The following is a 24,057-nucleotide window of genomic DNA, read 5'->3' as shown; positions in this document are numbered from 1 at the left end:
GTCATCCCTCTCCACTCGTGATCCGGGCGATCGAAGCGAGCGGCACGCCGAGCCAGTCGGGCCGGTTCGCGTGCTCGTAACCCACCTCGTAGACCGCCTTGTCCAGTTCGAAGGCGCGCAGCAGCTCGCCCTGTTCGCGCGGGTCCGCCGCGACCGCGGCATAGCCTTCGCAGAACGCCGCCCGGTTGCGCTGGGACCACTCCAAGGCCCGTTCGACCAGCGCCGGCTCGTCGGGCTGCCCGACCAGCAGCTGCTGGGCCGCGTAGTCGAACGACCTCAGCATGCCCGCCACGTCGCGCAACGGCGACCGCAGCGCGTGGCGTTCCTCCACCGGCGCCGCGGGCTCGCCCTCGAAGTCGATCAGCAGCCAGCCGCCGACGGTCCGCAGCACCTGGCCCAGGTGCAGGTCGCCGTGGATGTACTGCATCGTCACCGAGCCGGCGGGCAGCGCCGCCAGCTTCTCGAACGCCGCGCGCAGCGCCGGGGCGTGCGCCGCCAGCTCCGGGACCCGCCCGGCGATCGTGTCGAGCCGGGTGGCCATCGCCTTCGTGGTGCGCTCCAGCTCGCCGGCGTCGACGCTCTCCGTGCCGAGGGCCTCGGCCAGGTCGGCGTGCACCTCGGCGACCGCGCGCCCGAGCCGCTCGGCCTCGCCGGCGAAGTCGCCGCCGACCTCCTCGGCGTGCAGCTCCGGCGCGGCCATCAGGTCGCGGACGCTGGTGGTGGCCATCGCCCAGCCGTCGACGGCGTCCGGGACGAAGTGCTGCAGCATGCCGACCGTGGTCCGCTCGCCGCCGAGGTCGCCGGTGATCGACCCGAGCACCGGCGCGATGTGCTTGCTGCCGACGGCCTGCAGCGCGCGGTGCAGCAGCAGGTCCTTGTTCTTGCCCGGGGTCAGCTTGCGGAACAGCTTGAGGATGTACTGCCCGCCGTAGACCAGGGAGGTGTTGCTCTGCTCGGACGAGATCGGCCGGGCTCGCAGGCCGGTCTCGAGCTCCGCGCCGGGCTCGTGCTCGAAGGTCAGCGACCCCACGGTCTCCTCGCGGGCCATCAGGTCCAGCAGCACGCCGGTGACGTCGAGGTCGCCGGACGCCTCGTAGGCGTTGAGGTCACCGCCCGCGCCGATCCAGCTGGTCGACGCGATCTCCGGCGGGTGCGTCCGCCGCCCGACGAGCAGCTGGTAGGGCTCGCGCCGGTCGTCCTGGATCACCTCCACGACCACGTGCAGCAGCTGCGGATCACCGGCGACCAGCTCGGTCACGCCGAGCGGCCGGACGCCGGTCACCGGCCGGTCCTTGCCGGCGAACCAGCGCTGCTCGGGCAGCCAGCGCTCCAGGTCGCCGGCCAGTTCGTCGACCAGCGCGCGCGGGTCGGACAAGGGACTCACCTCGTTTCGCCTTCGTCTCCCGGGCTCGTCAGCTGGAACCAGTAGAAGCCGTGCCCGGGCAGCGTCAGCAGGTACGACAGGTCCCCGATGCTGGGGAACCGCACGCCGCCGGTGAGCTCCACCGGCGTGCACCCGCGGTGCGCGGACAGGTCCAGCTCCACCGGCTGCGGGAACCGGGAGAGGTTGTTCACGCAGAGCACGACGTCTTCGCCGCCGTCCGGGCGCCGCCACTGGCGCTTGTAGGCCAGCACGCTCGGGTTGGACCCGCCGAGGTCGACGAACTCGCCTTCGGCGAAGGCGTGGTGCTCCTTGCGCACCTCGATCATCCGCCGGGTCCAGTTGAGCAGCGAAGACGCGTTGTTCGACTGCGCCTCGACGTTCAGGCCCTGGTAGCCGTACACCGGGTCCATGATCACCGGCAGGTAGATCCGGCCCGGGTCGCAGCTGGAGAACCCGGCGTTGCGGTCCGGGGTCCACTGCATGGGCGTGCGCACCGCGTCGCGGTCACCGAGCCAGATGTTGTCTCCCATGCCGATCTCGTCACCGTAGTACAGAACGGGCGAGCCCGGCAGGGACAGCAGCATCGCGGTGAAGAGCTCCTGCTGGTTCCGGTCGTTGTCCAGCAGCGGGGCCAGCCGGCGGCGGATGCCGATGTTGGCCTTCATGCGCGGGTCCTTGGCGTACTCCGCGTACATGTAGTCGCGCTCGTCGTCGGTGACCATCTCGAGGGTCAGCTCGTCGTGGTTGCGCAGGAAGATCCCCCACTGGCTGCCGCTGGGGATCTCCGGGGTCTGGGTCATGATCTCCGAGATCGGGAACCGCGACTCGCGGCGCACGGCCATGAAGATCCGCGGCATCAGCGGGAAGTGGAACGCCATGTGGCACTCGTCGCCGCCGACCGCCGGGTCGCCGAAGTACTCGACGACGTCCGAGGGCCACTGGTTGGCCTCGGCCAGCAGGATCCGGCCCGGGTACTCGTCGTCGACGACCTTCCGGCAGCGCTTGAGGAATTCGTGCGTGCGCGGCAGGTTCTCGCAGTTGGTGCCCTCCTGCTCGAACAGGTACGGCACGGCGTCGAGGCGGAACCCGTCGATGCCCAGGTCGAGCCAGAACCGCAGGGTGTCGATCATGGCGTTCTGGACGTCGACGTTCTCGAAGTTCAGGTCGGGCTGGTGGGAGAAGAACCGGTGCCAGTAGAACTGGCCGCGCACCGGGTCGTAGGTCCAGTTCGACGTCTCGGTGTCGACGAAGATGATCCGCGCGTCGGCGTAGCGCGAGTCGTCGTCGCTCCACACGTAGTAGTCGCCGTACGGGCCGTCGGGTTCGTTGCGCGACTGCTGGAACCACGGGTGCGCGTCCGAGGTGTGGTTGAGCACCAGGTCGGTGATCACCCGGATGCCGCGCCGGTGCGCCTCGTTGAGCAGGAAGACGAAGTCCTCGACGCTGCCGAACTCCGGCAGCACCGCCCGGAAGTCGCTGATGTCGTAGCCGCCGTCGCGCAACGGCGAGGCGTAGAACGGCGGCAGCCACAGGCAGTCGATGCCGAGCCACGCCAGGTAGTCCAGCCGGCCGGCCAGGCCGCGCAGGTCGCCGGTGCCGTCGCCGTTGGAGTCGGCGAACGCGCGCACCAGCACCTCGTAGAACACCGCGCCCTTGAACCACTCCGGGTTGCTCGGCGCCTGCTGCGCCGACCGGAAATCGCCGGCCTGGGGCTCGACGAGCATCCCGTCGGCGGTCATCGCCTCGCCGGTGTGCGGCACGCCGTCCAGCCCGAGTGCCGCGTCGGGGCGGGCCTCCTCCGCCATGTGTTCCACCTCAGTCCTCGATTCGTTCTTCCTTCCCTGCTAACCGGCCAGCCGCCGCCGGACCGACACCACGTGGGCCACGGCCCGCCACGGCTCGAGCCGGACGTAGTTCGCCGGCCCCCAGTCCCAGGTGTCGCCGGTGACCTCGTCGTGCGCGATCAGCCGCTCGTGGGCCTCGAACCCGAGCGCCCCGGTGTCGAGCCAGAGCGTGCCCTCCTGGGGCGCGTACGGGTCGAGGGTGACGACCGTGACCACGGTGTCGCCGGTGGCCGGGTCCTGTTTGGAGTAGGCCAGCAGTGCGTCGTTGTCGACGTGGTGGAAGTGCAGGGTGCGCATCTGCTGCAGTGCCGGGTGCGCGCGGCGGACGGCGTTCAGCTTCGCCAGCCACGGCTCCAGCGAGCGCCCTTCGGCGAGCGCGCGCTCGAAGTCGCGCGGCCGCAGCTGGTACTTCTCGGAGTCGAGGTACTCCTCGCTGCCGTCGCGGACCGGGACGTGCTCGAACAGCTCGTAGCCGGAGTAGACGCCCCACGTCGGCGAGATCGTCGCCGCGAGCGCGGCCCGCAGCGCGAACATGCCCGGGCCGCCGCGCTGCAGCGACTCGTGGAGGATGTCCGGGGTGTTGACGAACAGGTTCGGGCGGCCTTCGTTCCAGTGGTCGCGCAGGTCGACGGCGAAGTCGATCAGCTCCTGCTTGCCGGTCCGCCAGGTGAAGTACGTGTAGCTCTGGGTGAAGCCGAGCCGGGCCAGGCCCCACAGCCGCGCCGGGCGGGTGAACGCCTCGGCCAGGAACAGCACGTCGGGGTGGGCGTCCTTCACCGACTGGATCAGCCACGCCCAGAAGTCCGGCGGCTTGGTGTGCGGGTTGTCGACCCGGAAGATCTTGACCCCGTGCTCGACCCAGACCGTGATGACGCGGAGCATCTCCTCGTAGACGGCCTTGGGGTCGTTGTCGAAGTTGATCGGGTAGATGTCCTGGTACTTCTTCGGCGGGTTCTCCGCGTAGGCGATCGAGCCGTCCGGGCGGGTGGTGAAGAACTCCGGGTTCTTCAGGACCCACGGGTGGTCGGGCGCGGCCTGCAGCGCGAAGTCGAGCGCCACCTCCATGCCGAGCTCTTCGGAGCGGGCCACGAAGGCGTCGAAGTCGTCAAAGGTGCCGAGGTCCGGGTGGATCGAGTCGTGCCCGCCCTCATCGGCGCCGATGGCCCACGGCGAGCCGACGTCTTCGGGCTTGGCGTCGAGGGTGTTGTTGGGGCCCTTGCGGTTCACGCGGCCGATCGGGTGGATCGGCGGCAGGTAGACGACGTCGAAGCCCATCTTCGCGACCCGGTCGAGCGCGGCCGCCGCGGTGGTGAAGGTGCCGTGCACCGGCTTGCCCTCGGCGTCGAGCCCGCCGGTGGAGCGCGGGAAGAGCTCGTACCAGGAGCCGTACGCGGCGCGGCGCCGGTCGACCCAGAGCTTGAGCGGCTTGCCCTTGGTGATCAGTTCGCGCACCGGGAATTCGCGCATGAGCTGGCGGATTTCGGGCGACAGCGCGGGCCCGACGCGCTCGGCGAGGCTCCGCGCTTCGTCGCGCAGGGCCGTCACCGCGCCGGTCAGAAGCGCTTTCTCGGCGCGGCGGTCGGGACGGCGGGAGACGCGCTCCAGCAGCCGGGCGCCGTTCTCGATGTCGTTGGCGAGGTCCTCGGGTCCCTGCCCGGCGGCGACCTTCACCTCGACGGCGTGCTCCCACGTCGCCCAGGGGTCGCTCCAGGCGTCGATGCGGAAGGTCCACGGCCCGGTGGTGTCGGGCACGATCACCGCGGCGAACTCGTCGGGGTGATCGGGTCCCCGCGGCACCATCCGCGTCTGGCGCGTCAGCCGGTCGCCCGGCCCCCGCCACGCGACGGTGGCGGCGACGGCGTCGTGGCCTTCCCGCCAGACGGTCGCGGTGACCGGGATGTGTTCCCCCACAACGGCTTTGGCCGGATATCGGCCGCAGCTCACGCTGGGGGAGACGTCGTCGATGCCGAGCCGGCCGGTCATGGGCAACGCCCCTCGGTGTGTCGGTTGGACGCAGGCGACGACAGTCTGCCTGACACGATCAAGCGCCTACGAGGCAGGGCACTTTTCTGGTGTACCCAGCGACAGCGAAGCGAAACGCTGTTCCAGCAAGGAATTTCCGGCGGATGTCCGGCACGTTACGGACGCGCGGCGGCGGGGCGCGGGCCGCGGCGGGGCGACACGCGGACCCCAACGGTGCGCAGCCTTACCCGAATGGACGATTCGCGCGCCCCGCCGCCGCGGGTACCGGTCAGTAGCTCTCCGGCTGCGGTTCCGCCGCCAGCCGCGGGGCCCGCAGCAACAGCAGCGACCGCGACTGCAGCGTCACCCGGCTCTTGGCCTCCAGCGCGCCCGGGTTGGCCGGGCTGCCGTCCGCGGTGCTCGTGTCGAGCGTCGGCTTGAACGTCTCGCCGTACTCACGGCCCGGCAGGACGACCTCGCCCGGCGCGTCGCCCGCGTGCAGCCACAGCAGCCACGAGTGGTCGGGTACCAGCGCGCCCTCGCGGTTGCGGGCCTGGCTGTTCGAGCCGTCGATCCACATGCCGAGCGTGTGGCGGTCCTCGAACCAGTCGTTCTCGCCGAACTCCTCGCCGTCCGGGCGGAACCAGACCAGGTCGGGCTTGCCGGTCGGGGTGGTCCGGCCTTCGAAGAACTCCGGCTGCCGCAGCGCCGGGCTGTTCGCGCGCAGCCGCACCACCCGGCGGGCGAACGCGAGCATGGCCTCGGCCTCGGGGTCGTCCGGCGTCCAGTCCAGCCAGGACGTTTCGCCGTCGAGGCAGTACGCGTTGTTGTTGCCGTGCTGGGTCCGCCAGAACTCGTCGCCCATGGTGAGCATCGGGGTGCCGGTGGACAGCAGCAGCGTGGCGAACATGTTCCGGGCCTGCCGGGTGCGCAGCGCGCGGATCGCCGGGTCGGTCGTCTCCCCCTCGGCGCCGTGGTTCCACGAGCGGTTGTCGTTGCCGCCGTCGCGGTTGTCCTCGCCGTTGGCCTCGTTGTGCTTTTCGTTGTAGGACACCAGGTCCCGCAGCGTGAAGCCGTCGTGCGCGGTGACGAAGTTGATCGACTGCCACGGCCGGCGCAGGTTGTGGTCGTACAGGTCCGACGAACCGGACAGCCGGTAGGCGAGGTCGCGGACGCCGGTCGCGCCGCGCCAGAAGTCGCGGACGGTGTCGCGGTAGCGGCCGTTCCATTCCGCCCACTGGGCGCCGAAGCCGCCGACGCGGTAGCCCTCGCCGGTGGCGTCCCACGGCTCGGCGATGAGCTTGCACCGGGACAGCACCGGGTCGGCGGTGATCGCGGTGAGCAGCGTCGAGGCCGGGTCGAACGCGCCGCCGCGGGGCCGCCCGAGCGTGCTGGCGAGGTCGAACCGGAAGCCGTCGACGCCCATCTCCTGCGTCCAGTACCGCAGCGAGTCGGTCACCAGCCGCACGACGGTCGGCGAGCCCGCCTCCAGGGTGTTGCCGCAGCCGGTGATGTCGGCCATGTGCCCGCGATCGGTGTGCAGGTAGTAGACCGGCGCGTTGAGCCCGCGGAAGCTCAGCGTCGGCCCGTCCGGCCCGCCCTCGCAGGTGTGGTTGAACACGACGTCGAGGATCACTTCGATGCCCGCCGCGTGCAGGGCGGCCACCATCAGCCGGAACTCCTCGACCTCGTGGCCGGGCTCGCTGGCGTAGGCGGCGTGCGGGGCGAAGAAGCCGAGCGGCGAGTAGCCCCAGTAGTTGTGCCGGCCGGCGCGGACCAGGGACGGCTCGTCGAGGAACGAGTGCACCGGCAGCAGCTCCACCGACGTGACGCCGAGCCGGGTCAGGTACTCGATCGCGACCGGGTGGGCCAGGCCGAGGTAGGTGCCGCGCAGCGCCTCCGGGATGAACGGGTGCCGCTGGGTGAACCCCTTGACGTGCAGCTCGTAGACGACCGCCTCCTCGAACGGCACCTCCGGCTTGACCCCGGTGTCCGGCCCGCCCGGCGAGCTGACCACCGACAGCGGCACGCTGCCCCGGGAGTCCACAGTGGACATCGGCCCGCGTTCGGGGTCACCGGTGAAGCCCTGGGCCGCGGTCAGGTCGGTCAGCCCGCCGGTGATCTGCCGCGCGTACGGGTCGACCAGCAGCTTGTGCGGGTTGCACCGCAGGCCGCGGGCGGGGTCGTAGGGGCCGTGGATCCGGTAGCCGTAGCGCTGCCCCGGCGTCACGCCGGGCACCAGGCCGTGCCAGACGCCGAAGGTGCGCTCGGTGAGCGCGATCCGGCGTTCCGACCCGTCGGCGTCGATCAGGCACAGCTCGACGGCGTCCGCGACGGCGGACGTGATCGCGAACCGCACGCCGCCCGCCTCGGGGTGGGCACCGAGCGGAAAGGGGCGGCCGGCGAGGACGTGGTCGGCGGAGGGTCGTGTGGCCATTCCTGAATCGTCCCAGATACCGGCCCCTTCGCGCGCGATGTGCGATCCGGTTATCGGGTTTCGACCAGAACGAAACCGTCCGGCGGCAGCTGGGCCGCCCCACCGTCGGCCTCGGCCCCGCCCCAGGCGAGCAGGGCGGAGGTCGCCCCGAGCGGGAGCGTGACCGGCCCGGGACCGAAGTTGACCGCCAGCCGGAGCGAGCCGCGGTGCAGCACCAGCCAGGAGCCGTCGGGCGAGCTGTCGACGCGCAGGCCGTCGATCCGCGGGTCGGCCAGCTCGGGGTGCTCGCGACGCAGCTTGATCAGCGCGCGGTACAGCTCCAGCACCTCGCGGTGCGCGGGCCGCTCCACTTCGGCCCAGTCGAGCCGCGAGCGGTCCACGGTGGCCGCGTCCATCGGGTCCGGTACGTCCGATTCGCCCCAGCCGTGCCGGGAGAACTCGCGACGGCGGCCCGTGCGGACGGCCTCGGCCAGCTCGGGTTCCGGGAAGGAGGCGAAGAACTGCCACGGCGTGCTCGCCGCCCACTCCTCCCCCATGAACACCATCGGCGTGAACGGCGAGCAGAACAGGATCGCCGCGCCGCAGCCCAGCCGGTTCACCGGGACCGTCGCCGAGAGCCGGTCGCCGGTCGCGCGGTTGCCGATCTGGTCGTGGTTCTGCAGGTAGCCGAGGAAACGGTGCCCGGGCACGGTCCGCGTGTCGACCGGCCGGCCGTGGGTCCGCTCCCGGAAGGACGACCAGGTGCCCGCGTGGAAGAACACCTCGCGCAGGACCCGCTCGAGCGCGTCCGGCGCGGCGAAGTCGGCGTAGTAGCCCGTCGTCTCGCCGGTCAGCTTGACGTGCAGCGCGTGGTGGAAGTCGTCCGACCACTGGGCGTGCAGGCCGTACCCGCCGCGCTCGCGGGGCGTCACGAGCTTCGGGTCGTTGAGGTCGGACTCGGCGATCAGGGTCAGCGGCCGGTTCAGCGCCGCCGACAGCGCCTCGACCTCGGTGGCGAGCTGTTCGAGCAGGTGGACGGCCCGCCGGTCGAGGAGCGCGTGAACGGCGTCCAGGCGCAGCGCGTCGACGTGGAAGTCGCGGAACCAGCTCAGCGCGTTGTCGAGCACGTACCGGCGGACCTCGTCGGAGCCGGCGCCGTCGAGGTTGAGGCCGGGGCCCCAGTCGTTCTGGCCGGCGAAGTACGGGCCGAACCGGTCGAGGTAGGCGCCGGAGGGCCCGAGGTGGTTGTAGACGACGTCGAGCACGACGGCAAGACCGCGCGCGTGGGCCGCGTCGACGAACCGCTTGAACCCGTCCGGGCCGCCGTAGGGCTCGTGGACCGCGCCCCAGAGGACGCCGTCGTAGCCCCAGCCGGCGGTGCCGTCGAAGGAGTTCACCGGCAGCAGTTCGACGTGCGTGATCCCGAGGTCGACGAGGTGGTCGAGCCGGTCGATGGCCGCGTCGAAGGTGCCGCCCTCGGTGAACGTGCCGACGTGCAGCTCGTAGAGGACGGCGCCGGGCAGCTGGCGGCCGTGCCAGGCGTCGTCGGTCCACTCGAACTCGGCGTGGTCGTACACGCGCGACTCGGCGTGGACGCCGTGCGGCTGCCACCGCGACCGCGGGTCGGGCAGCCGCTTCTCGTCGTCGTCGAGCAGGAAGCCGTAGTTGATCCCGTCGGCGTCGGCGTGCCACCAGCCGCCCTCGCCCGCGGTCATCTCGTGCACCTCGGCGTCGACGGACACCCGGACCCGCTCGGCGGCCGGGGCCCACAGGCTGAACCTCATGCGTCTCCTCGCACCAGCAACGCGACGGGGTAGCGGTCGAACAGGGTGGCCACGTCCGGCGTGGCGTCGCGGCCGGTGAGGACGTCGGTCCAGACGCCGTCCGGCAGCGGGAGCACGGTGTCGCGCCAGCCACCGGCGGCTTCGAGACCGACCGGCAGCCGGGTGACCGCGACGGCCAGGCCGGCGCTGCGGGTGTAGGCCAGGCAGTGTTCCGCCGCGACGCCCTCGGCGCGCAGCGGCCGGTAGCCGTGGAACAACGCGGGGTGCTCCTGGCGCAGCTTCAGCGCCTTGTGCACCACCAGCAGCTTCGCCGCGCCCGACGCGTCGATCTCCGGCAGCTCGCCGTCGGCGATCCGCGCGAGCAGCTCGCGGCGGACCGCGTAGTCGACCGGGCGGCGGTTGTCCGGGTCGACCAGCGAGAAGTCCCACAGCTCGGTGCCCTGGTAGACGTCCGGGACCCCGGGCGCGGTCAGCTGGACGAGCTTCTGGCCGAGCGAGTTGCTCCAGCCCGGCCGCTCGATCCGCGCGACGAACGCGGCCACGTCGGGGTCGTCGACGACGGCGTCGGGCCAGGCGGCGACGGCTTCCTCGAAAGCCTCGTCGTGGTCGGTCCAGCTGGTCCGGAGCTTGGCCTCCTTGGCCGCCTTGTCCAGGTAGTCCCGCAGCCGGGCCGGCTCGATCGGCCAGGTGGAGACGAGCGTCTGCCAGGCGAGCAGGTTGAGCGACGGCTCGTCGATCCCGTGGCTCGCGGTCCACCGCCGGACCGCGTCGGCGAACTCGCCCGGCACTTCGGCGAGCACCGCCATCCGGGCGCGGGTGTCCTCGGAGCGCTTGGTGTCGTGCGTGGTCAGCGTCGTCATCGCGGCCGGGTGGCCGGCTTCGCGCTCGGCCGCCAGCCGGTGGAACTCCTCGACGTCGAGCCCGAAGCGGTCCGGGTTGCCGCCGACCTCGTTGAGCGCGGCGAAGCGGGTGTAGCGGTAGAACGTCGTGTCCTCGGTGCCCTTGGCCACGACCATGCCGGACGTCTGCTGGATCCGGGTGGCCAGCTCGCCTTCGGGCTCGGCGCGGACCTGCGCGTCGAGGGCCTCGAGCGCGCCGGCGAGGTCGGGCCGGGCCTGGCGCGCCCCGGCGATCGCGGCGGCCCAGTGCGCCGCGCCTTCGGGGAGGTAGGAGCGGTAGACCGGGAAGGCGATCATGGTCTCGGCCACCGCCTGCCGGGCCTGCTCGGCGTCGACGTCCCGCAGCAGCGCCGCGATCCGCCGGACCTCGGCGACCAGGATGCGGTCGGTGACCAGGCGCCGCGCCTCGGCCTCGACGCGGTGGTAGCCGGTCTTCACGCCCAGCTCGTTCGCCAGCTCGGTGAAGCCGGGCTCGCCCGCCGGATCCACGAAGACGCCGGCGATCTCGCGCAGCGCGTCGTAACCGGTGGTGCCGTCGACCGGCCAGCTCTGCGGCAGCGGCTCGCCCGGGTGCAGGATCTTCTCCGCCACGATCCACGCGCCCGGGGCGTTCTCCCGCAGCCGCCGGAAGTAGCCGCCGGGATCGGCGAGCCCGTCCGGGTGGTCGACGCGCAGGCCGGTGACGTCGCCGTCGGCGACCCAGCGCAGCACTTCGCCGTGCGTCTCGGCGAACACCGTCGGGTCCTCGACGCGCACGGCGGCCAGGTTCGTGATGTCGAAGAACCGGCGGTAGGTCAGCTCCGCGTTGCCGCGGCGCCAGCCGATCAGGCGGTAGTGCTGGCGCTCGTGGACCTCTTGCGGCGTCCCGCCTCCCGTGCCGGGCGCGATCGGGAAGCGATGGTCGTAGTAGGCGAGCTCGCCGTCCTCGACCGACAGGTCCGCGACGGCGTCGTCGTCCCCGAGGACCGGCAGCAGGATCGGCCCGCGCGCCCAGTCGACGTCGAAGAAGGCGGCGTACCGGGAGTCGCGGCCGTGTTCGAGCACGTCCCACCAGAACCGGTTCGCCTTCGGGACCTCGACCGACATGTGGTTCGGCACGATGTCGACGACCAGGCCGAGCCCGGCTTCCTTCAGCTTCGCGCTCAGCTCGCGACGGGCGTCCTCGCCGCCCAGCTCCGGCCGCGCGCGCGTCGGGTCGACGACGTCGTAGCCGTGCGTCGACCCGGGCGTCGCGTCCAGCACCGGCGACGCGTAGAGCGCGCCGATGCCGAGGTCACGCAGGTAGCCGGCGAGGCCGGCCGCGTCGGTGAAGGTGAACTCCGGGCGCAGCTGCACCCGGTAGGTCGACTCCGGCACCGTCATTCGGGCTCCGTCTCCGTCCGCTGCAGCACGATCAGGGACCGGGCCGGGAGGGTGAGCTGGCCGCCGCCTTCGATCGGCTCCGCGCCGGCGGGCTCCACCTCGCCGGTCGCGGTGTCGACGACGACGGTCCAGCGCTCCCCGTACCCGTTGCCCGGCAGCTTGGCGTCGATGTCTTCGTAGTGGGCGTTGAAGGCGAGCAGGAACGAGTCGTCCTCGACCTTCATGCCGCGCTGGTCGAGGTCCGGGATCGCCTTGCCGTTGAGGAAGACGACGACCGCCTTGCCGAAGCCGTCGTCCCAGTTCTGCTCGGTCATCTCCTCGCCGGCCGGGGTGAACCAGGCGATGTCGCCGAGCTTGTCGCCCTTGCCGACCGGCCCGCCCTGGAAGAACCGGCGGCGGCGGAACACCGGGTGCCGGTGCCGGAACGCGCCCAGCCCGCCGGTGAACTTGACCAGGTCCGCGTTGTCCTTGGCCAGCTCCCAGTCCATCCAGGACAGTGCGGAGTCCTGGCAGTAGACGTTGTTGTTGCCCTGCTGGGTCCGGCCGAACTCGTCGCCGTGCAGGATCATCGGGACGCCCTGCGACAGCAGCATCGTGGCCAGCATGTTCCGCTGCTGGCGGGCCCGCAGCTCGAGGACCTCGGAGTCGTCGGTCTCGCCCTCGACCCCGCAGTTCCACGACCGGTTGTCGTCGGCCCCGTCCCGCCCGTCCTCGCCGTTGGCCTCGTTGTGCTTTTCGTTGTAGGACACCAGGTCCCGCAGCGTGAAGCCGTCGTGCGCGGTGACGAAGTTGATCGACGCGAACGGTCGGCGGCCGTCGTCCTGGTAGAGGTCCGACGAGCCGGTGATGCGCGAGGCGAACTCCCCCAGCGTCGAGGGCTCGCCGCGCCAGAAGTCGCGGACGGTGTCGCGGAACTGCCCGTTCCACTCCGTCCACAGCGGCGGGAAGTTGCCGACCTGGTACCCACCGGGCCCGACGTCCCACGGCTCGGCGATCAGCTTCACCTGGCTCACGATCGGGTCCTGCTGCACCAGGTCGAAGAACGTGGACAGCCGGTCGACGTCGTAGAACTCGCGCGCCAGCGCCGAGGCGAGGTCGAAGCGGAAGCCGTCGACGTGCATTTCGGTGACCCAGTACCGCAGCGAGTCCATGATCAGCTGCAGGGTGTGCGGGTTGCGCACGTTCAGCGAGTTCCCGGTGCCGGTGTAGTCCATGTAGTACTCGGGCTCCCCCTCCACCAGGCGGTAGTAGGCCTCGTTGTCGATGCCGCGCATCGACAGGGTCGGCCCGAGGTGGTTGCCCTCCGCGGTGTGGTTGTAAACCACGTCCAGGATGACTTCGATGCCGGCCTCGTGGAAGGCCTTCACCATGCCCTTGAACTCCTGGACCTGGCCGCCTTCGCCGGGCATCGCCGCGTACGCGTCGTGCGGCGCGAAGTACCCGATCGTGTTGTAGCCCCAGTAGTTCGTGAGGCCCTTCTCCTCCAGCCCGTGGTCGGAGACGAACTGGTGCACCGGCAGCAGCTCCACGGCGGTGATGCCGAGCTTCTGCAGGTGCTCGACGACCGCGGGGTGCGCGAGACCGGCGTACGTGCCCCGCAGCGGCTCGGGCACGAACGGGTGGTTCACGGTCATGCCCTTGACGTGCGCCTCGTAGATGACCGTCTCGTTGTACGGCCGCTTCGGCTGCCGGTCGTTGCCCCAGTCGAAGAACGGGTTCGCGACCAGCGAGTACGGCACCCGCCCGGCGGAGTCGTCGTCGTTGCGCTCGTCCGGGTTGTCGAACTGGTAGCCGAACAGCGACTCGTCCCACTTCACGCCGTGCGAGACGGCCTTCGCGTACGGGTCGATGAGCAGCTTGTTCGGGTTGCAGCGCAGGCCGCGCTTCGGGTCGTACGGGCCGTGCACCCGGAACCCGTACCGCTGCCCGGGCCCGACGTTGAGCAGGTAACCGTGGTGGACGAACCCGTCCACCTCTTCGAGCACGTGGCGCGTCTCCTCGCCCTCGGCGTCGAACAGGCACAGTTCGACCCGCTCGGCCACCTCGGAGAACAGGGCGAAGTTCGTCCCGACTCCGTCGTAGGTGGCGCCGAGCGGGTAGGGCGTTCCTGGCCAGGGCCGCACTGGGGTCTCCTCGAGCTTGGGTCGTGCCGGTGTCGTCCGTGTCGACGGACGTGAGTCGTGCGCCGCGAAGAACCCGTTACCCGGGCAACGGGCGGGCCGCCGCCAGCGGTGCGACCGCGGCGCGGACCCCCTTCGCGGTGAAGAAGCCGTCGACGCTGACGGGAAGGCGAATCCGCCAGTTAGGGTACTGGTCGACGGTTCCGGGCAGATTCGGCTGCCGCACCTGGCCCGCGACGTCGGCCGGCGACGTCAGCACCAGCCGCGACGCGGCTTTCGCGAGCAGGGTGTGCAGCGCGACGACCGGGTCCCCGTCCGGAATCCCTTCCCGCGCAACAAGATCCAGCAGGGCTTCCCGCTCGGCCGCGGCGGATTTTTCCTCGGCCTCGACCCCGCGGTCCAGCAGCCCCAGCTCGGCGCGCACCCGGACGTGCTCGCTCCGCAGCCAGCCCGAGACCGTCGGCAGGTCGTGCGTGGAGATGCTGGCCATCGCGTCCGGGTCCCAGCTCTCGGGCGAGGTGAACGGCTTGCCCGGCGCGTCCCAGTCGCGTTCGAACCACAGGACGGCGGAGCTGAGCATCCCCCGCTCGTGCATGGTTTCGGTGACGACGTCCTCGACGGTCCCCAGGTCCTCCCCCACGACGACGGCACCCGCCCGGTGCGCCTCGAGCGCGAGCACGCCGACCATCGCCTCGGCGTCGTAGTGCACGTACGTGCCGCGGTGCGCGGGCTCGCCCGGCGGGATCCACCACAGCCGCCAGAGCCCGGCGATGTGGTCGACGCGGATGCCGTCGGCGTACCGGAGCACACCCCGGATGACGTCCCGGAAGGGCGCGTACCCGGCCTCGGCCAGCTTGTCCGGCCGCCACGGCGGCAGGTTCCAGTCCTGCCCCTGCTGGTTGAACGCGTCCGGCGGCGCCCCCACCCGCACGTCGGCGGCGAAGACGTCCCGCACCGCCCAGGTGTCGGCCCCGCCCGGGTGCACCCCGACCGGCAGGTCGTGCACGATCCCGACGGTCATCCCGGCGTCCCGGGCCGCCGTTCGCGCAGCTTCCAGCTGCACCCGGCAGAGGTGCTGCAGCCAGCCGTGGAAGGCGACGCGGTCCCCGCGCGCTTCACGGGCTTCGGCGACCTCGGCTCCGGCCGGATCCCGCAGGCCCGCCGGCCAGTCCCGCCAGTCGGCGCCGTGCAGTTCGGCGAGCGCGCAGAAGAGACCGAACTCCCGCAGGTCCCGGTCCTCGGGCACGTCTTCGACGTGGTGCGGCCACAGCAGTTCGAGCGCGGCCCGCTTCGCCGTCCAGACGGCGTCGTAGTCGATCAGGTCGCCTTCCCGGTCCGGCGCCAGCGACTCGACGGCCTCCCGCGTCGCCGCGTCCGCCTGCGCGAAGGTCTCGGTGGCCGTGACGCGCAGGTAGACGGGATTGGCGAACCGCCGGCTCGCGGGCGAGTACGGCGACCGCTCCACGGGGTGCGCCGGACTGATCGCCTGCACGGGGTTGACGAGCAGCACCCCGGCATCCAGCTCGGCCGCCGACCGCGCCGCGAAGGTGGCGAGATCGGCGTAGTCCCCGATCCCCCACGACCCGGCCGAGTGCAGCGAGTAGAGCTGCAGCATCCAGCCCCACGCGGGTGGCACGACCGGCAGCTTCGCGGGCACGACAGCGAGCACGACGTCCTGCTCGGCGGTCACCACCCGGTGCCAGCCGAGCGGCAGATCCCCGGGCAGCTCCCCGGTCACCCGGCGACGCGTCCCGTCCTCCAGCACGACCTCGGCATCCCCGGGCAACGGCCGGCCGGCGCCCTCCTTGACCACGATCGTCGGCGGCAGCGCACCGCCGCCCGTCACGGCGGTCAGGGCCTCGGCGATGGCATCGTCGCTGGTCGCGTCCACCCCGAACTGCCCGAGAACGGCGACGACGACATCATCGTCCACCTCGACCCAAACCTGGTCGGCGTTCTCGTACCGGGTGGCAACGCCATACCGATCGGCAAGCTCCTGCAGGACACGTCGGGCGGGGATCTCTTCGGGCACGGCCCCAGCATTCCGGTGCCCGGCCATTCCCGCCATCCACACGGACGGACGTCACCCCGGCGACCGGTTGAGGACGGCGGGCGCCCCGGCACTCCCGGCGCCACTGCGGCCGGCCCCGGCGCGGCGTCCCCGGTGACCGGAGGACCGCGGCGGCAGGCCACCCCGGCGGCCGGCCGCTCCTGGTCCCCGGCGAACCCGACCGCCCGGCGGCACACCAGCCCGGCAGCCCGGCAACCCGGCGGCACGCCATCCCGCCATCCCTCCATCCCGGCAGTCCGGCGGCACGCCATTCCGGCAGCCCGGCAACCCGGCAGCACGCTATTCCGGCAACCCGGCGGCCCAGCCGCTCCGGCACCAGACACCGCCCGGGCCAGCCTCCTTGCCCGCGCTGCCCTACGCACCGCGCCCTCCAGCCAGCAGTCGCCAGCCCTCGGCGTCGTCGCCCTCTAGTCACCCTCCTGCCCGCGAACCCCTCAGCCGCACCAGCCCTCCATTCCCGCCGCACCCCTCACTCCCACCAGCCCGCACTCACCAGCACATTCCGAGCCCCTCCCTTCCCCGGCCGCGCTCACCATCCCCACCCACTCACCGATGCCTCCCCCTCATCCCCGCCCTTTCCTCGCCCGGATCGCGAACAGCACCACCGCCCCACCGAGCACCATCACCACGCTCGCCACCACGTGCAGCGAAGGCGGCAGCAGGTGCAGCTGGACGAACCAGCTCGGCGAGCCCGCCCCGAGCAGCCGGTTCAGCAACCCGCCCGCTCCCTGGACCACCAGCAGGATCCCCAGCAGCTCGATCACGACCGCACCTCCTCGCGCTTCCCGAACAGCTCCTCCCAGACCGGGCCGGTGACCAGCCAGATCACCGTCACCGTGCCGAGCCGCGGGAACCACCCCCACAACGGCGCGACCTGTTCCGGTGTGCCGATCGCGAAGATCGCCGCCAGCAGCGCCACCGCCGCGAGCCCGCAGGCCAGCAGGCACTTGAAGAACTCGCGCCACTCGTGGCGCAGTTTCTCCCGCCCCCGCCGCTTCGGCGGTGGTGGCGGCCCGCCGGCGAACCGGTGCGCGAAGCGCTCGTCGGCCCAGCGGACCATGCTCGGCCCGAACACGACGCTGAACCCCAGGTACACCGCCGCGAGGCCGTGGGTGAAGGTGGCCTTCCCCCCGCCGGCCAGGTCGACGACCGTCGCCGCCAGCACGACCACGTCGATCAGCGGCACCATCGCCAGCAGCACCGCCGACGCCCGGCGCGCCCGCAGCACGTACCGCACGACCAGCCCGGCCGCGATGACCACCCAGAACCCGATCTCGCCGGCCGCGATCACGGCCGCCATCGGGTTCTCCGCGAAGAACTCCCCAATTCCGTTCACCCCTCCACGCTCGCCCACCCGGCGGCTCCGGCGCGTCGTCGGAAGGGAGGACCGGGCGTCATCACTTCGTAGGACGCGCACCCGGCACGCGATGTGCTGGGATGATCACATGCAGTTCCCTCGCCTTCGCTCGCTGCCGGTGTGGCAGCAGGACGCCCTGATCGCCCTCACCACGTGGGCGGTCGGCTTCGGCGTGTACGCGGCCGGGATCCACCGGCTGCTGGCGGGGTACGACCACGCTCCCCTGTGGGTAAGGCTGCTGGAGCTGACCGCGCTGTGCGGGCTGGAGCTCCTGCGCCGGTGGGTCCCCGGCGCGCTGCTCCTGGCGACGGTGGTGCTCGCGGTGGACATCCGGCTCGGCGTGTCACTGCCGGTCCTGATCATCTACACCGACTTCCTGTACGCGGCGACGCTGTACGGCTCCCGGCGCACCAGCCGGGTGATGATCGGCGTCGCCGCGCTGTCGGTGGTGGGCGTGCTCGCCGCGGTACTGGTGCTCGCGCAGGAGTGGCGCACGGCCGTGCTGGCCGCGGTGACCGTGCTGCCGTTCGTCGTCACGCCGGTGTGGTGGGCCGCGAACGTCCGGCAGCAGCGCGACATCGCCGAGACCGAGCGGGCCAACGCGGCGCAGCTGGTGAAGATCGCGGACCTGGACCGGCGGGCGGCGGTCGCGGCCGAGCGCGGGCGGATGGCGCGCGACCTGCACGACGTGATCGCCGGCCACCTCTCGGCCATCGCGATCCAGTCGGAAGCGGCACTCTCGCTGCCGGACCCGCAGCTGGCCAGGACGGTGCTGGAGTCGGTACGGGAAAACAGTGTGAGCGCCCTGGAGGAAATGCGCGCGATGATCGGGTTGCTCAAGGCCGACGGCGGGCACGCGGAAACGACCGCGCCCGCCCGGCTGGCGGAGCTGGCCAAGCTGGTCGAATCGGCGCGGGCCAGCGGTCTGGAGGTTCACCTGGGGTCCACTGTGGACAAGGAGGTACCACTGCCGGCGGCGGTCGACCTGACCGCGTACCGGATCGCGCAGGAGGCACTGACCAACGCGGTCAAGCACGCCCCGGGCGGGAAAGTCGACGTCGACGTCTGCTTCCTCGACGGCGTCCTCGCGGTCGAAGTCCGCAACGACATCCACCACCCGCAAGACGGCGGCAGCGCCGGGACCGGTCTGCTGAACATGCGCGAACGAGCCGACGCCGTGGGTGGCAAGCTCACCGCCGGTCCGGCGGGCGAAGGCTGGCTGGTCCGCGCGGAACTGCCGGTGAGCGATCCCCGATGACCGTCACCGTCCTCATCGCCGACGACCACGACGCCGTCCGGTTCGGCCTCAGCATGATCCTCAACCACGCCGAGGGCATCGAAGTCGTCGGTGAAGCCGCCGACGGCGCCTCCGCCGTCCGGCAGGCCCGCGCCCTCCGTCCGGACGTCACGTTGATGGACGTGCAGATGCCGGGCACCGACGGCATCACCGCCACCCGCCAGCTGGTCGCCGAGGGGCTCACGCAGGTCCTCGTGCTCACCACGTTCGACCTCGAAGAATACGTGGACGAGGCGCTGCGGGCGGGTGCCGCCGGGTTCCTGCTCAAGTCCGTCGAGGCACCGCGGCTGATCGAGGCCGTGAAGCTCGTCGCGGCCGGGGAGGGCGTGCTGGCACCGCAGATAACGCGGAGGTTGATCTCCGCCTTCGCCGAGTCCACCCGAAGCCCGGCACCGGCGACGGCGCCCGATGGCCTCGGCAACCTCACCGAGCGCGAGCGCGAGGTGCTCGCCTGCCTCGGCGAGGGACTGTCGAACTACCAGATCGGCACCCGGCTGTACATCGGCGAGACCACGGTCAAGACGCACGTCTCGCGCGTGCTGGGCAAGCTCGGCCTGCGCTCCCGCGTGCACGCGGCGATCCTCGCGCAGGAAAACGGGCTGACCATCGCCGATCTGCGGAAACCCCCGTGACCTTCTAACTTCTCCTCATGGGTGTGCGGAGAACGTTGAACGTGGACGAGGTCCTGGCCCGCCAGGACTCCGGTGAGCTCAAGCGGCGACTGCGCGGGCGCGACCTGGTCGGGTTCGGCGTCGGGATCATCATCGGCACCGGCATCTTCACCCTCGCGGGCGTCGAGGCGAAGACGCACGCCGGGCCGGCCGTGACGCTGTCGTTCGTGCTCGGTGCGGTCGTCGCCGGGCTCGCGGCGCTGTGTTACGCCGAGCTCGCGTCCAGCGTCCCGACGGCGGGAAGCGCTTACACCTACGCCTTCGCGACCCTCGGGGAGGTGTTCGCCTGGATCATCGGCTGGGACCTGCTGCTGGAGTTCGCGCTCGGCGCCGCCGTGGTGTCGCGCGGGTGGTCGGGCTACCTGGCGAACCTGCTCGGGCTGTCGCCGGAGTGGTTCGGCGAAGACGCGAAGGTCAACGTCGGCGCCGTGCTCATCATCGCCGTGCTGACCGTCGTCGCCGTGCTGGGCATCAAGGAGTCGGCCTGGCTGACCAACCTGCTGGTGTGCGTGAAGGTCGCCGTCTGCGTGCTGGTGCTCGCGGTCGGCCTGTTCTTCGTCAAGGGTGCCAACCTGACGCCGTTCATCCCGCCGGCCCAGGCGCCCGAGTCCGGGACGACGGTGCTCGAACAACCCATCGTCCAGGCCGCGCTGGGTCTCGAACAGTCGGTGTACGGCATCGCCGGCATGGTCACCGCCGCGGCGGTCGTGTTCTTCGCCTACACCGGTTTCGAAGCCCTCGCGAACCTCGGCGAGGAGACGCTGAACCCGCGCAAGGACCTCCGGGTCGGCATCCTCGGCGCGCTCGGCGTGTGCGCGCTGCTCTACATCGGTGTGTCGATCGTGCTGACCGGCATGATCCCGTTCACCGACATCGACACGGGCGCGCCGCTGGCGGACGCGTTCGACCGGGTCGGCCAGCACTGGGTGGGCGCGCTGATCTCGCTCGGCGCGGTGACCGGCCTGACGTCGGTGATGATGGTCGACCTGGTGACGATCGGGCGGATCGGGTTCGCCATGGGCCGCGACGGCCTGCTGCCGAAGGCGCTCGGCACGGCGCACTCGCGCTGGGGTACCCCGCACCGGATGACGATCGGCGGCGCGGTGCTGATCGCCCTGCTGGCCGCGTTCATCCCGATCTCCGAGCTGGCCGACATGGTGAGCATCGGCGCGCTGTCGGCGATGATCATCGTGGCGGTGGCGGTCCCGGTGCTGCGGCGCCGCCGTCCCGACCTGGACCGGCCGTTCTCCGTGCCGTTCTCGCCGGTGGTCCCGATCCTGGCCGCGCTGGCGTGCCTGTACCTGATGCTCAACCTCAACGTGCTGACGTGGATCCGCTTCGCCGCGTGGCTGGCGATCGGCCTGGTGATCTACTCCGCCTACGGCCGGCGGCACTCCCGCTTCGCCACCAAGACCCCGGTCAGTCCCAAGCAGACGGACTGAGTCCGGCAACGCGAGCCGCTTCGCGCACGATGTCGGCCTGCTCGGCGTCCACGACCACGAGGACGCCGAGCCCGGTCAGCGCCGCGGTCACCCACTCGACCGGCTGGTCGTGGATCCCGTTGTCGCCCAACGACGGATAAGTGTCCACAACGGACAGCAAGGTGCCTTCGGCGCCGATGCGGATCCCCGCCAGGAGCGCGAAGTGGCCGCCGGGCGGGCGCCAGCGCGACGTCCAGAGGGGCGGGACGCCGGTGTCGAGGTAGTCGAGGAGCGCGCGTTCCGGGGTGTCGTGGGCGCCGAGTTCGGCGCCGTCGATGCGGGCGATCACCGCGACGCGCGGGACGTCCCACAGCCCGACCAGCAGGTCGAAGAGCGACTCGGTGGTCCACGTGCCCGTCACCGGTACCGCCGCGAGGGCGCCGTGCGACAGCGAGGCGACGGCCGACGCCAGCCCGGAAACCCGCGTTCCGGCGGCGGCCGGGTCGTCGACGACCGGCAGCGGCAACCGGAACCCGGCCCGGCCCGGCTCGCCCGGCGGGCGCACGACCGGCCCGCGGACGGTGGCCGCGGCCGCCGCGACGGTGTCCTGGTCGGGCACGTCGAGCCCGGCCGCCCGCAGCGCCGCGAGGCCGCAGAACGCCGCGGCGAGGCCGTCCTTCTGAGGCAGCTCCGCCTGGGCCACCGCGGCCAGCCGGGCCCCGCCCGGCAGCCAGCGCACCCCGGACAGGTCGAGCTGCCCGCCGTCGATCCCCGAAGACATCGGTCCCCTCAGTGGCTTCTCGCGTTCCGTGGGGTCATCATCCCAGCCTTCAATAACGCCACAGGTGCGCGGCGACGATCTCGTCGGCCGCACGGTCGGCGGCCCACGCCGCGTCGGACGCCCGGACCGCGCGGAAGGCACCCAGCAGGTCGTCGCCGAGGACGCCGGCGATCCGCGGCGCGGCGAGCAGCGCGGCGTCCTGTTCGGCGGTGTCGGCCGGCAGCCGCCGCACCCCGCGCGTCTCCCGCTCCCCCGCCGTCCAGCCGCCCGGGTCTTCGCCGATCGGCTCGGACAGCGCCGGCGCGTCCTCGATGCCGGCCATCCCGGCGGCCAGCACGACCGCCAGCGCGAGGTACGGGTTGGCGGAGGCGTCGGACGTCTTGAGCTCGACGTTCGCGTGGCCGGCCCCCAGCAGTGGCGAGCCGGGGACGTACCGCAGCGGCGCTTCGCGGTTTTCGACGCCCCAGAACGCGTACGCGCCCGCGAAGTAGCCGGGCCGCAGCCGCAGGGTGGACGGGACGCTCGGCGCGGTGATCGCGGTCAGCGCCGGCAGGTCGCGCAGCAGGCCGGCGAGGTAGCCGGCCCCGTCTCCGCCGAGGTCGTCGAGGAGGTTCCGCCCCTTGCGGTGGACGGAGGTGTGCAGGTGCCAGCCGTTCCCGGCCGCACCGAGCCCGATGAGCGGCGCGAAGCTGACGACGAGCCCGTGCGCGTGCGCGGCGGCGTGAATGGTCTGCCGCGCAAGCAACTGGTCATCGGCGGCACCCACCGGATCGGTGGCGGCGAGCGACAGCTCGATCTGCGCGACGCCGTACTCGGCGTGCAGCTGCCCGATCCGCAGCCCGTTGGCGGCGAAGTCGTGCAGGAGGGCGGCGATGAAGCCGTCGAGGCGGACCAGTGCGTGCGGGCTGTAGGCGGGCCCGGGGTGCCCGGGCGTGGTCACGATGTCGGCGCTGTCCGCGGGAGCGACGGCGAATTCGAGCTCGTACCCGGCCCGGAACTCGAGCCCCCGCCGCGCTCCCTCGGCGACCTGCGCTCCGAGCACGGTCCGCTGGCAGTAGGGCCACGGCTCGCCGTCCCGGGTGAGCTGCCGCACGGGCGCCCAGGCGAGCGCGGGCTGCCCGGCCAGCCGCCGCAGCCGCTCGACGACGGGCACGAGCCGGATGTCCCCGGACGGCGTGGCGAGCCCGGCGTGCCCGTAGGTGATGGCGTCATGACTGTCGAAAACGGCGAACAGCGAGGTGGCCCCGACCCCGCGGACGGCGGCATCGGCGAGCCCGGCGACGGGAACGATCCGCGAGCGCGGGATGCCGTTGTTGTCCGCCCAGGCGAGGTGGACACCCCCCACCCCGGCGGCAGCGAAGTCCTTCGCCGCCGCGGCCGCCGCCTTGGTCATGGCCACCCGCTTCCTCCGGCCCCGGACAGCCCCCGCCCGTCCCGGGGGGGGCGAGCCCCGCTCCAGCGTATCGGGCGGGTCCGACGAAACGGCCCCTCCGCGAGCCGGAGCCTGGGGCCCACGCAACTGCCGACCCGCTCCAAGTCTCAATCCGGCGCCTTCCGCCCACCAAGCCTCAGCGCGGCGGCTCCACGCTCGAACCTCAGCCAGGCGGCTCCACCGCCCGGCCGGCCCCATCCCGGCTCCGCAGCGCCACCCCCGCCACCACCGCCAGCGTCCCCAGTGCCTCCGGGACCGAAGGCACCTGCCCCAGCAGCAGGAACCCCATCACCCCGGCCGTCACCGGCAGCAACGCCAGCAGCACCGCGAAGCGGGCCTGGCCCAGCCTCCGCAAGACCACCTGGTCCAGCGCGTACGGCACCACCGTCGACAGCACCCCCACGCCGGCGCCCAGCAGCAGCATCCGGGGTGAAGACCACACCTCCCCGGTTCCCAGCGCCAGCGGGGACAGCACCACCGTCGCCGCGGCGAAGCCGATGGCCAGGCTGTCGATTCCGTCGCCGTCGACCGCCACTCGCTTGCCCAGGAGGATGTAGCCCGCCCACGCCGCCGCTGCGGCCAGGGCGAACGCCACGCCCAGGAACGAGCCGGCGATGCGGACGTCCGCGATCGCCACCACTCCGCAGGCCACCAGCAGCAGGGCCAGCACGTCCCGCAGGGTCCGCGAGCCCAGGGCCGCCACCAGGACCGGGCCGGCGAACTCCATCGCCACCACCGTGCCGAGCGGGAGGCGGGCGATCGCCTCGTAGAAGAGCACGTTCATGCCCGCCGTCACCACGCCGAACACGATCGCCAGCCACAGGCGGCGGCCGCGCCAAGCGGGCCGGGCGGGGCGGCGCCAGGCGAGGAGGACCGCCGCCGCGCCGAGGCAGCGGAGCCAGGCCACTCCCGCCGGGGTCGCGTGGCCGAAAAGGTCGACCGCGACCGCCGCTCCGGCGTACATCGAAATTCCGCTGAGAACGAACAAGAGCGGAGCGGGGACCGTGGAAAGCCGTCGTGGGGTAGTCGCCGTACTCACGACTCCATGGTGCCTGACCACGGAAAACGTAACTCTCCGGGTATTCGTCTCCTGCATTGCGGGATCCGGCTACGACATCCGGGGTAAATCGACGTGACTCAGGTCCCACCGGCGCGGGAACACTTGCGGGCCGCGAAACGTCTGGAAGAGTGGAAGCACGAACACCGCGGAGCCGACGGCGATCGCCGCCACCGGCAGCGTTCCGAAGTGGGCGTAG

At 72.1% G+C, this 24,057-nt stretch carries 16 protein-coding genes; 3 read left to right on the top strand and 13 right to left on the bottom strand.

Translation table 11 applies throughout. The annotated features are described in order from the left end of the window. Position 1: 1 nt before the first annotated feature. The 10 genes from AB5J73_RS25805 to AB5J73_RS25760 all read right to left on the bottom strand — a co-directional run bounded on the left by AB5J73_RS25805 (position 2) and on the right by AB5J73_RS25760 (position 17,178). Entirely contained in the window at positions 2-1,375 is a 1,374-nt protein-coding gene (locus AB5J73_RS25805) for a phosphotransferase (protein WP_370961254.1), read from the bottom strand. 5 nt (positions 1,376-1,380) lie between these two features. Then, entirely contained in the window at positions 1,381-3,189 is a 1,809-nt protein-coding gene (gene treS / locus AB5J73_RS25800; protein WP_370961253.1) for a maltose alpha-D-glucosyltransferase, read from the bottom strand. A gap of 39 nt (positions 3,190-3,228) precedes the next feature. Further along, the gene (locus AB5J73_RS25795; RefSeq protein WP_370961252.1) at positions 3,229-5,211 is read right to left on the bottom strand and encodes a maltotransferase domain-containing protein; all 1,983 of its coding nucleotides are present in this window, start codon (positions 5,209-5,211) and stop codon (positions 3,229-3,231) included. 268 nt (positions 5,212-5,479) lie between these two features. Further along, a complete protein-coding gene (glgX, locus tag AB5J73_RS25790; protein ID WP_370961251.1) occupies positions 5,480-7,627 on the bottom strand; it encodes a glycogen debranching protein GlgX in 2,148 nt (715 codons plus the stop codon). Positions 7,628-7,677: 50 nt separating this feature from the next. Next, positions 7,678-9,390: a malto-oligosyltrehalose trehalohydrolase gene (gene treZ / locus AB5J73_RS25785; protein ID WP_370961250.1), complete on the bottom strand. Its 1,713-nt coding sequence runs from the start codon at positions 9,388-9,390 to the stop codon at positions 7,678-7,680. Further along, entirely contained in the window at positions 9,387-11,651 is a 2,265-nt protein-coding gene (gene treY / locus AB5J73_RS25780; protein ID WP_370961249.1) for a malto-oligosyltrehalose synthase, read from the bottom strand. Before treY ends, treZ begins: the two co-directional genes overlap by 4 nt. Continuing rightward, positions 11,648-13,774 (bottom strand): glycogen debranching protein GlgX, encoded by a 2,127-nt coding sequence (glgX, locus tag AB5J73_RS25775; protein WP_370961248.1) that lies wholly within the window; start codon positions 13,772-13,774, stop codon positions 11,648-11,650. The genes treY and glgX (AB5J73_RS25775) overlap by 4 nt, the downstream gene beginning before the upstream one ends. 76 nt (positions 13,775-13,850) lie before the next feature. Continuing rightward, positions 13,851-15,830 carry a 4-alpha-glucanotransferase gene (gene malQ, locus AB5J73_RS25770; RefSeq protein ID WP_370961247.1) on the bottom strand — a complete coding sequence of 660 codons (1,980 nt, stop codon included), beginning with the start codon at positions 15,828-15,830 and terminating at the stop codon, positions 13,851-13,853. A 575-nt stretch (positions 15,831-16,405) separates the two neighbouring features. Further along, on the bottom strand, positions 16,406-16,606 hold the full coding sequence (locus tag AB5J73_RS25765) for a hypothetical protein (RefSeq protein WP_370961246.1): 201 nt from the start codon (positions 16,604-16,606) through the stop codon (positions 16,406-16,408). Beyond that, complete coding sequence (locus tag AB5J73_RS25760; protein ID WP_370961245.1) at positions 16,603-17,178, bottom strand: hypothetical protein; 576 nt, start codon at positions 17,176-17,178, stop codon at positions 16,603-16,605. Before AB5J73_RS25760 ends, AB5J73_RS25765 begins: the two co-directional genes overlap by 4 nt. A gap of 109 nt (positions 17,179-17,287) precedes the next feature. Here AB5J73_RS25760 and AB5J73_RS25755 point away from each other — a divergent pair, with 109 nt between their 5' ends. Genes AB5J73_RS25755 through AB5J73_RS25745 form a run of 3 tightly spaced genes read left to right on the top strand, consistent with a single transcriptional unit; the run spans position 17,288 to position 20,609 of the window. Beyond that, positions 17,288-18,457 (top strand): sensor histidine kinase, encoded by a 1,170-nt coding sequence (locus AB5J73_RS25755; RefSeq protein ID WP_370961244.1) that lies wholly within the window; start codon positions 17,288-17,290, stop codon positions 18,455-18,457. Further along, positions 18,454-19,128 (top strand): response regulator, encoded by a 675-nt coding sequence (locus tag AB5J73_RS25750; protein ID WP_370961243.1) that lies wholly within the window; start codon positions 18,454-18,456, stop codon positions 19,126-19,128. Before AB5J73_RS25755 ends, AB5J73_RS25750 begins: the two co-directional genes overlap by 4 nt. A 17-nt stretch (positions 19,129-19,145) precedes the next feature. Then, positions 19,146-20,609: an amino acid permease gene (locus AB5J73_RS25745; protein ID WP_370961242.1), complete on the top strand. Its 1,464-nt coding sequence runs from the start codon at positions 19,146-19,148 to the stop codon at positions 20,607-20,609. On the opposite strand, the gene AB5J73_RS25740 is transcribed toward AB5J73_RS25745, so the two are convergent. The 3 genes from AB5J73_RS25740 to AB5J73_RS25730 all read right to left on the bottom strand — a co-directional run bounded on the left by AB5J73_RS25740 (position 20,587) and on the right by AB5J73_RS25730 (position 23,765). Further along, positions 20,587-21,369: a hypothetical protein gene (locus tag AB5J73_RS25740; RefSeq protein ID WP_370961241.1), complete on the bottom strand. Its 783-nt coding sequence runs from the start codon at positions 21,367-21,369 to the stop codon at positions 20,587-20,589. The genes AB5J73_RS25745 and AB5J73_RS25740 overlap by 23 nt on opposite strands. Before the next feature lie 49 nt (positions 21,370-21,418). Further along, complete coding sequence (locus tag AB5J73_RS25735) at positions 21,419-22,762, bottom strand: glutamine synthetase (protein ID WP_370961240.1); 1,344 nt, start codon at positions 22,760-22,762, stop codon at positions 21,419-21,421. A 202-nt stretch (positions 22,763-22,964) separates the two neighbouring features. Beyond that, positions 22,965-23,765 carry a DMT family transporter gene (locus AB5J73_RS25730; protein ID WP_370961239.1) on the bottom strand — a complete coding sequence of 267 codons (801 nt, stop codon included), beginning with the start codon at positions 23,763-23,765 and terminating at the stop codon, positions 22,965-22,967. Positions 23,766-24,057: the final 292 nt, after the last annotated feature.

It is taken from the genome of Amycolatopsis sp. cg9, from assembly GCF_041346945.1.
Lineage (GTDB): Bacteria > Actinomycetota > Actinomycetes > Mycobacteriales > Pseudonocardiaceae > Amycolatopsis.
The sequence above is the reverse complement of the archived record's forward strand: the minus strand, read 5'-3'. Positions and strand labels throughout refer to the sequence as shown.

What these genes read in the sequence shown, in the direction of transcription:
- AB5J73_RS25795 (WP_370961252.1), bottom strand. Translation starts at nt 5,211, where the DNA reads ATGACCGGCCGGCTCGGCATCGACGACGTCTCCCCCAGCGTGAGCTGC.
- AB5J73_RS25730 (WP_370961239.1), bottom strand. Translation starts at nt 23,765, where the DNA reads ATGTACGCCGGAGCGGCGGTCGCGGTCGACCTTTTCGGCCACGCGACC.
- AB5J73_RS25755 (WP_370961244.1), top strand. Translation starts at nt 17,288, where the DNA reads ATGCAGTTCCCTCGCCTTCGCTCGCTGCCGGTGTGGCAGCAGGACGCC.
- malQ (WP_370961247.1), bottom strand. Translation starts at nt 15,830, where the DNA reads ATGGCCGGGCACCGGAATGCTGGGGCCGTGCCCGAAGAGATCCCCGCC.
- glgX (WP_370961251.1), bottom strand. Translation starts at nt 7,627, where the DNA reads ATGGCCACACGACCCTCCGCCGACCACGTCCTCGCCGGCCGCCCCTTT.
- AB5J73_RS25735 (WP_370961240.1), bottom strand. Translation starts at nt 22,762, where the DNA reads ATGACCAAGGCGGCGGCCGCGGCGGCGAAGGACTTCGCTGCCGCCGGG.
- AB5J73_RS25750 (WP_370961243.1), top strand. Translation starts at nt 18,454, where the DNA reads ATGACCGTCACCGTCCTCATCGCCGACGACCACGACGCCGTCCGGTTC.
- treZ (WP_370961250.1), bottom strand. Translation starts at nt 9,390, where the DNA reads ATGAGGTTCAGCCTGTGGGCCCCGGCCGCCGAGCGGGTCCGGGTGTCC.
- AB5J73_RS25740 (WP_370961241.1), bottom strand. Translation starts at nt 21,369, where the DNA reads ATGTCTTCGGGGATCGACGGCGGGCAGCTCGACCTGTCCGGGGTGCGC.
- AB5J73_RS25745 (WP_370961242.1), top strand. Translation starts at nt 19,146, where the DNA reads ATGGGTGTGCGGAGAACGTTGAACGTGGACGAGGTCCTGGCCCGCCAG.
- treS (WP_370961253.1), bottom strand. Translation starts at nt 3,189, where the DNA reads ATGGCGGAGGAGGCCCGCCCCGACGCGGCACTCGGGCTGGACGGCGTG.
- treY (WP_370961249.1), bottom strand. Translation starts at nt 11,651, where the DNA reads ATGACGGTGCCGGAGTCGACCTACCGGGTGCAGCTGCGCCCGGAGTTC.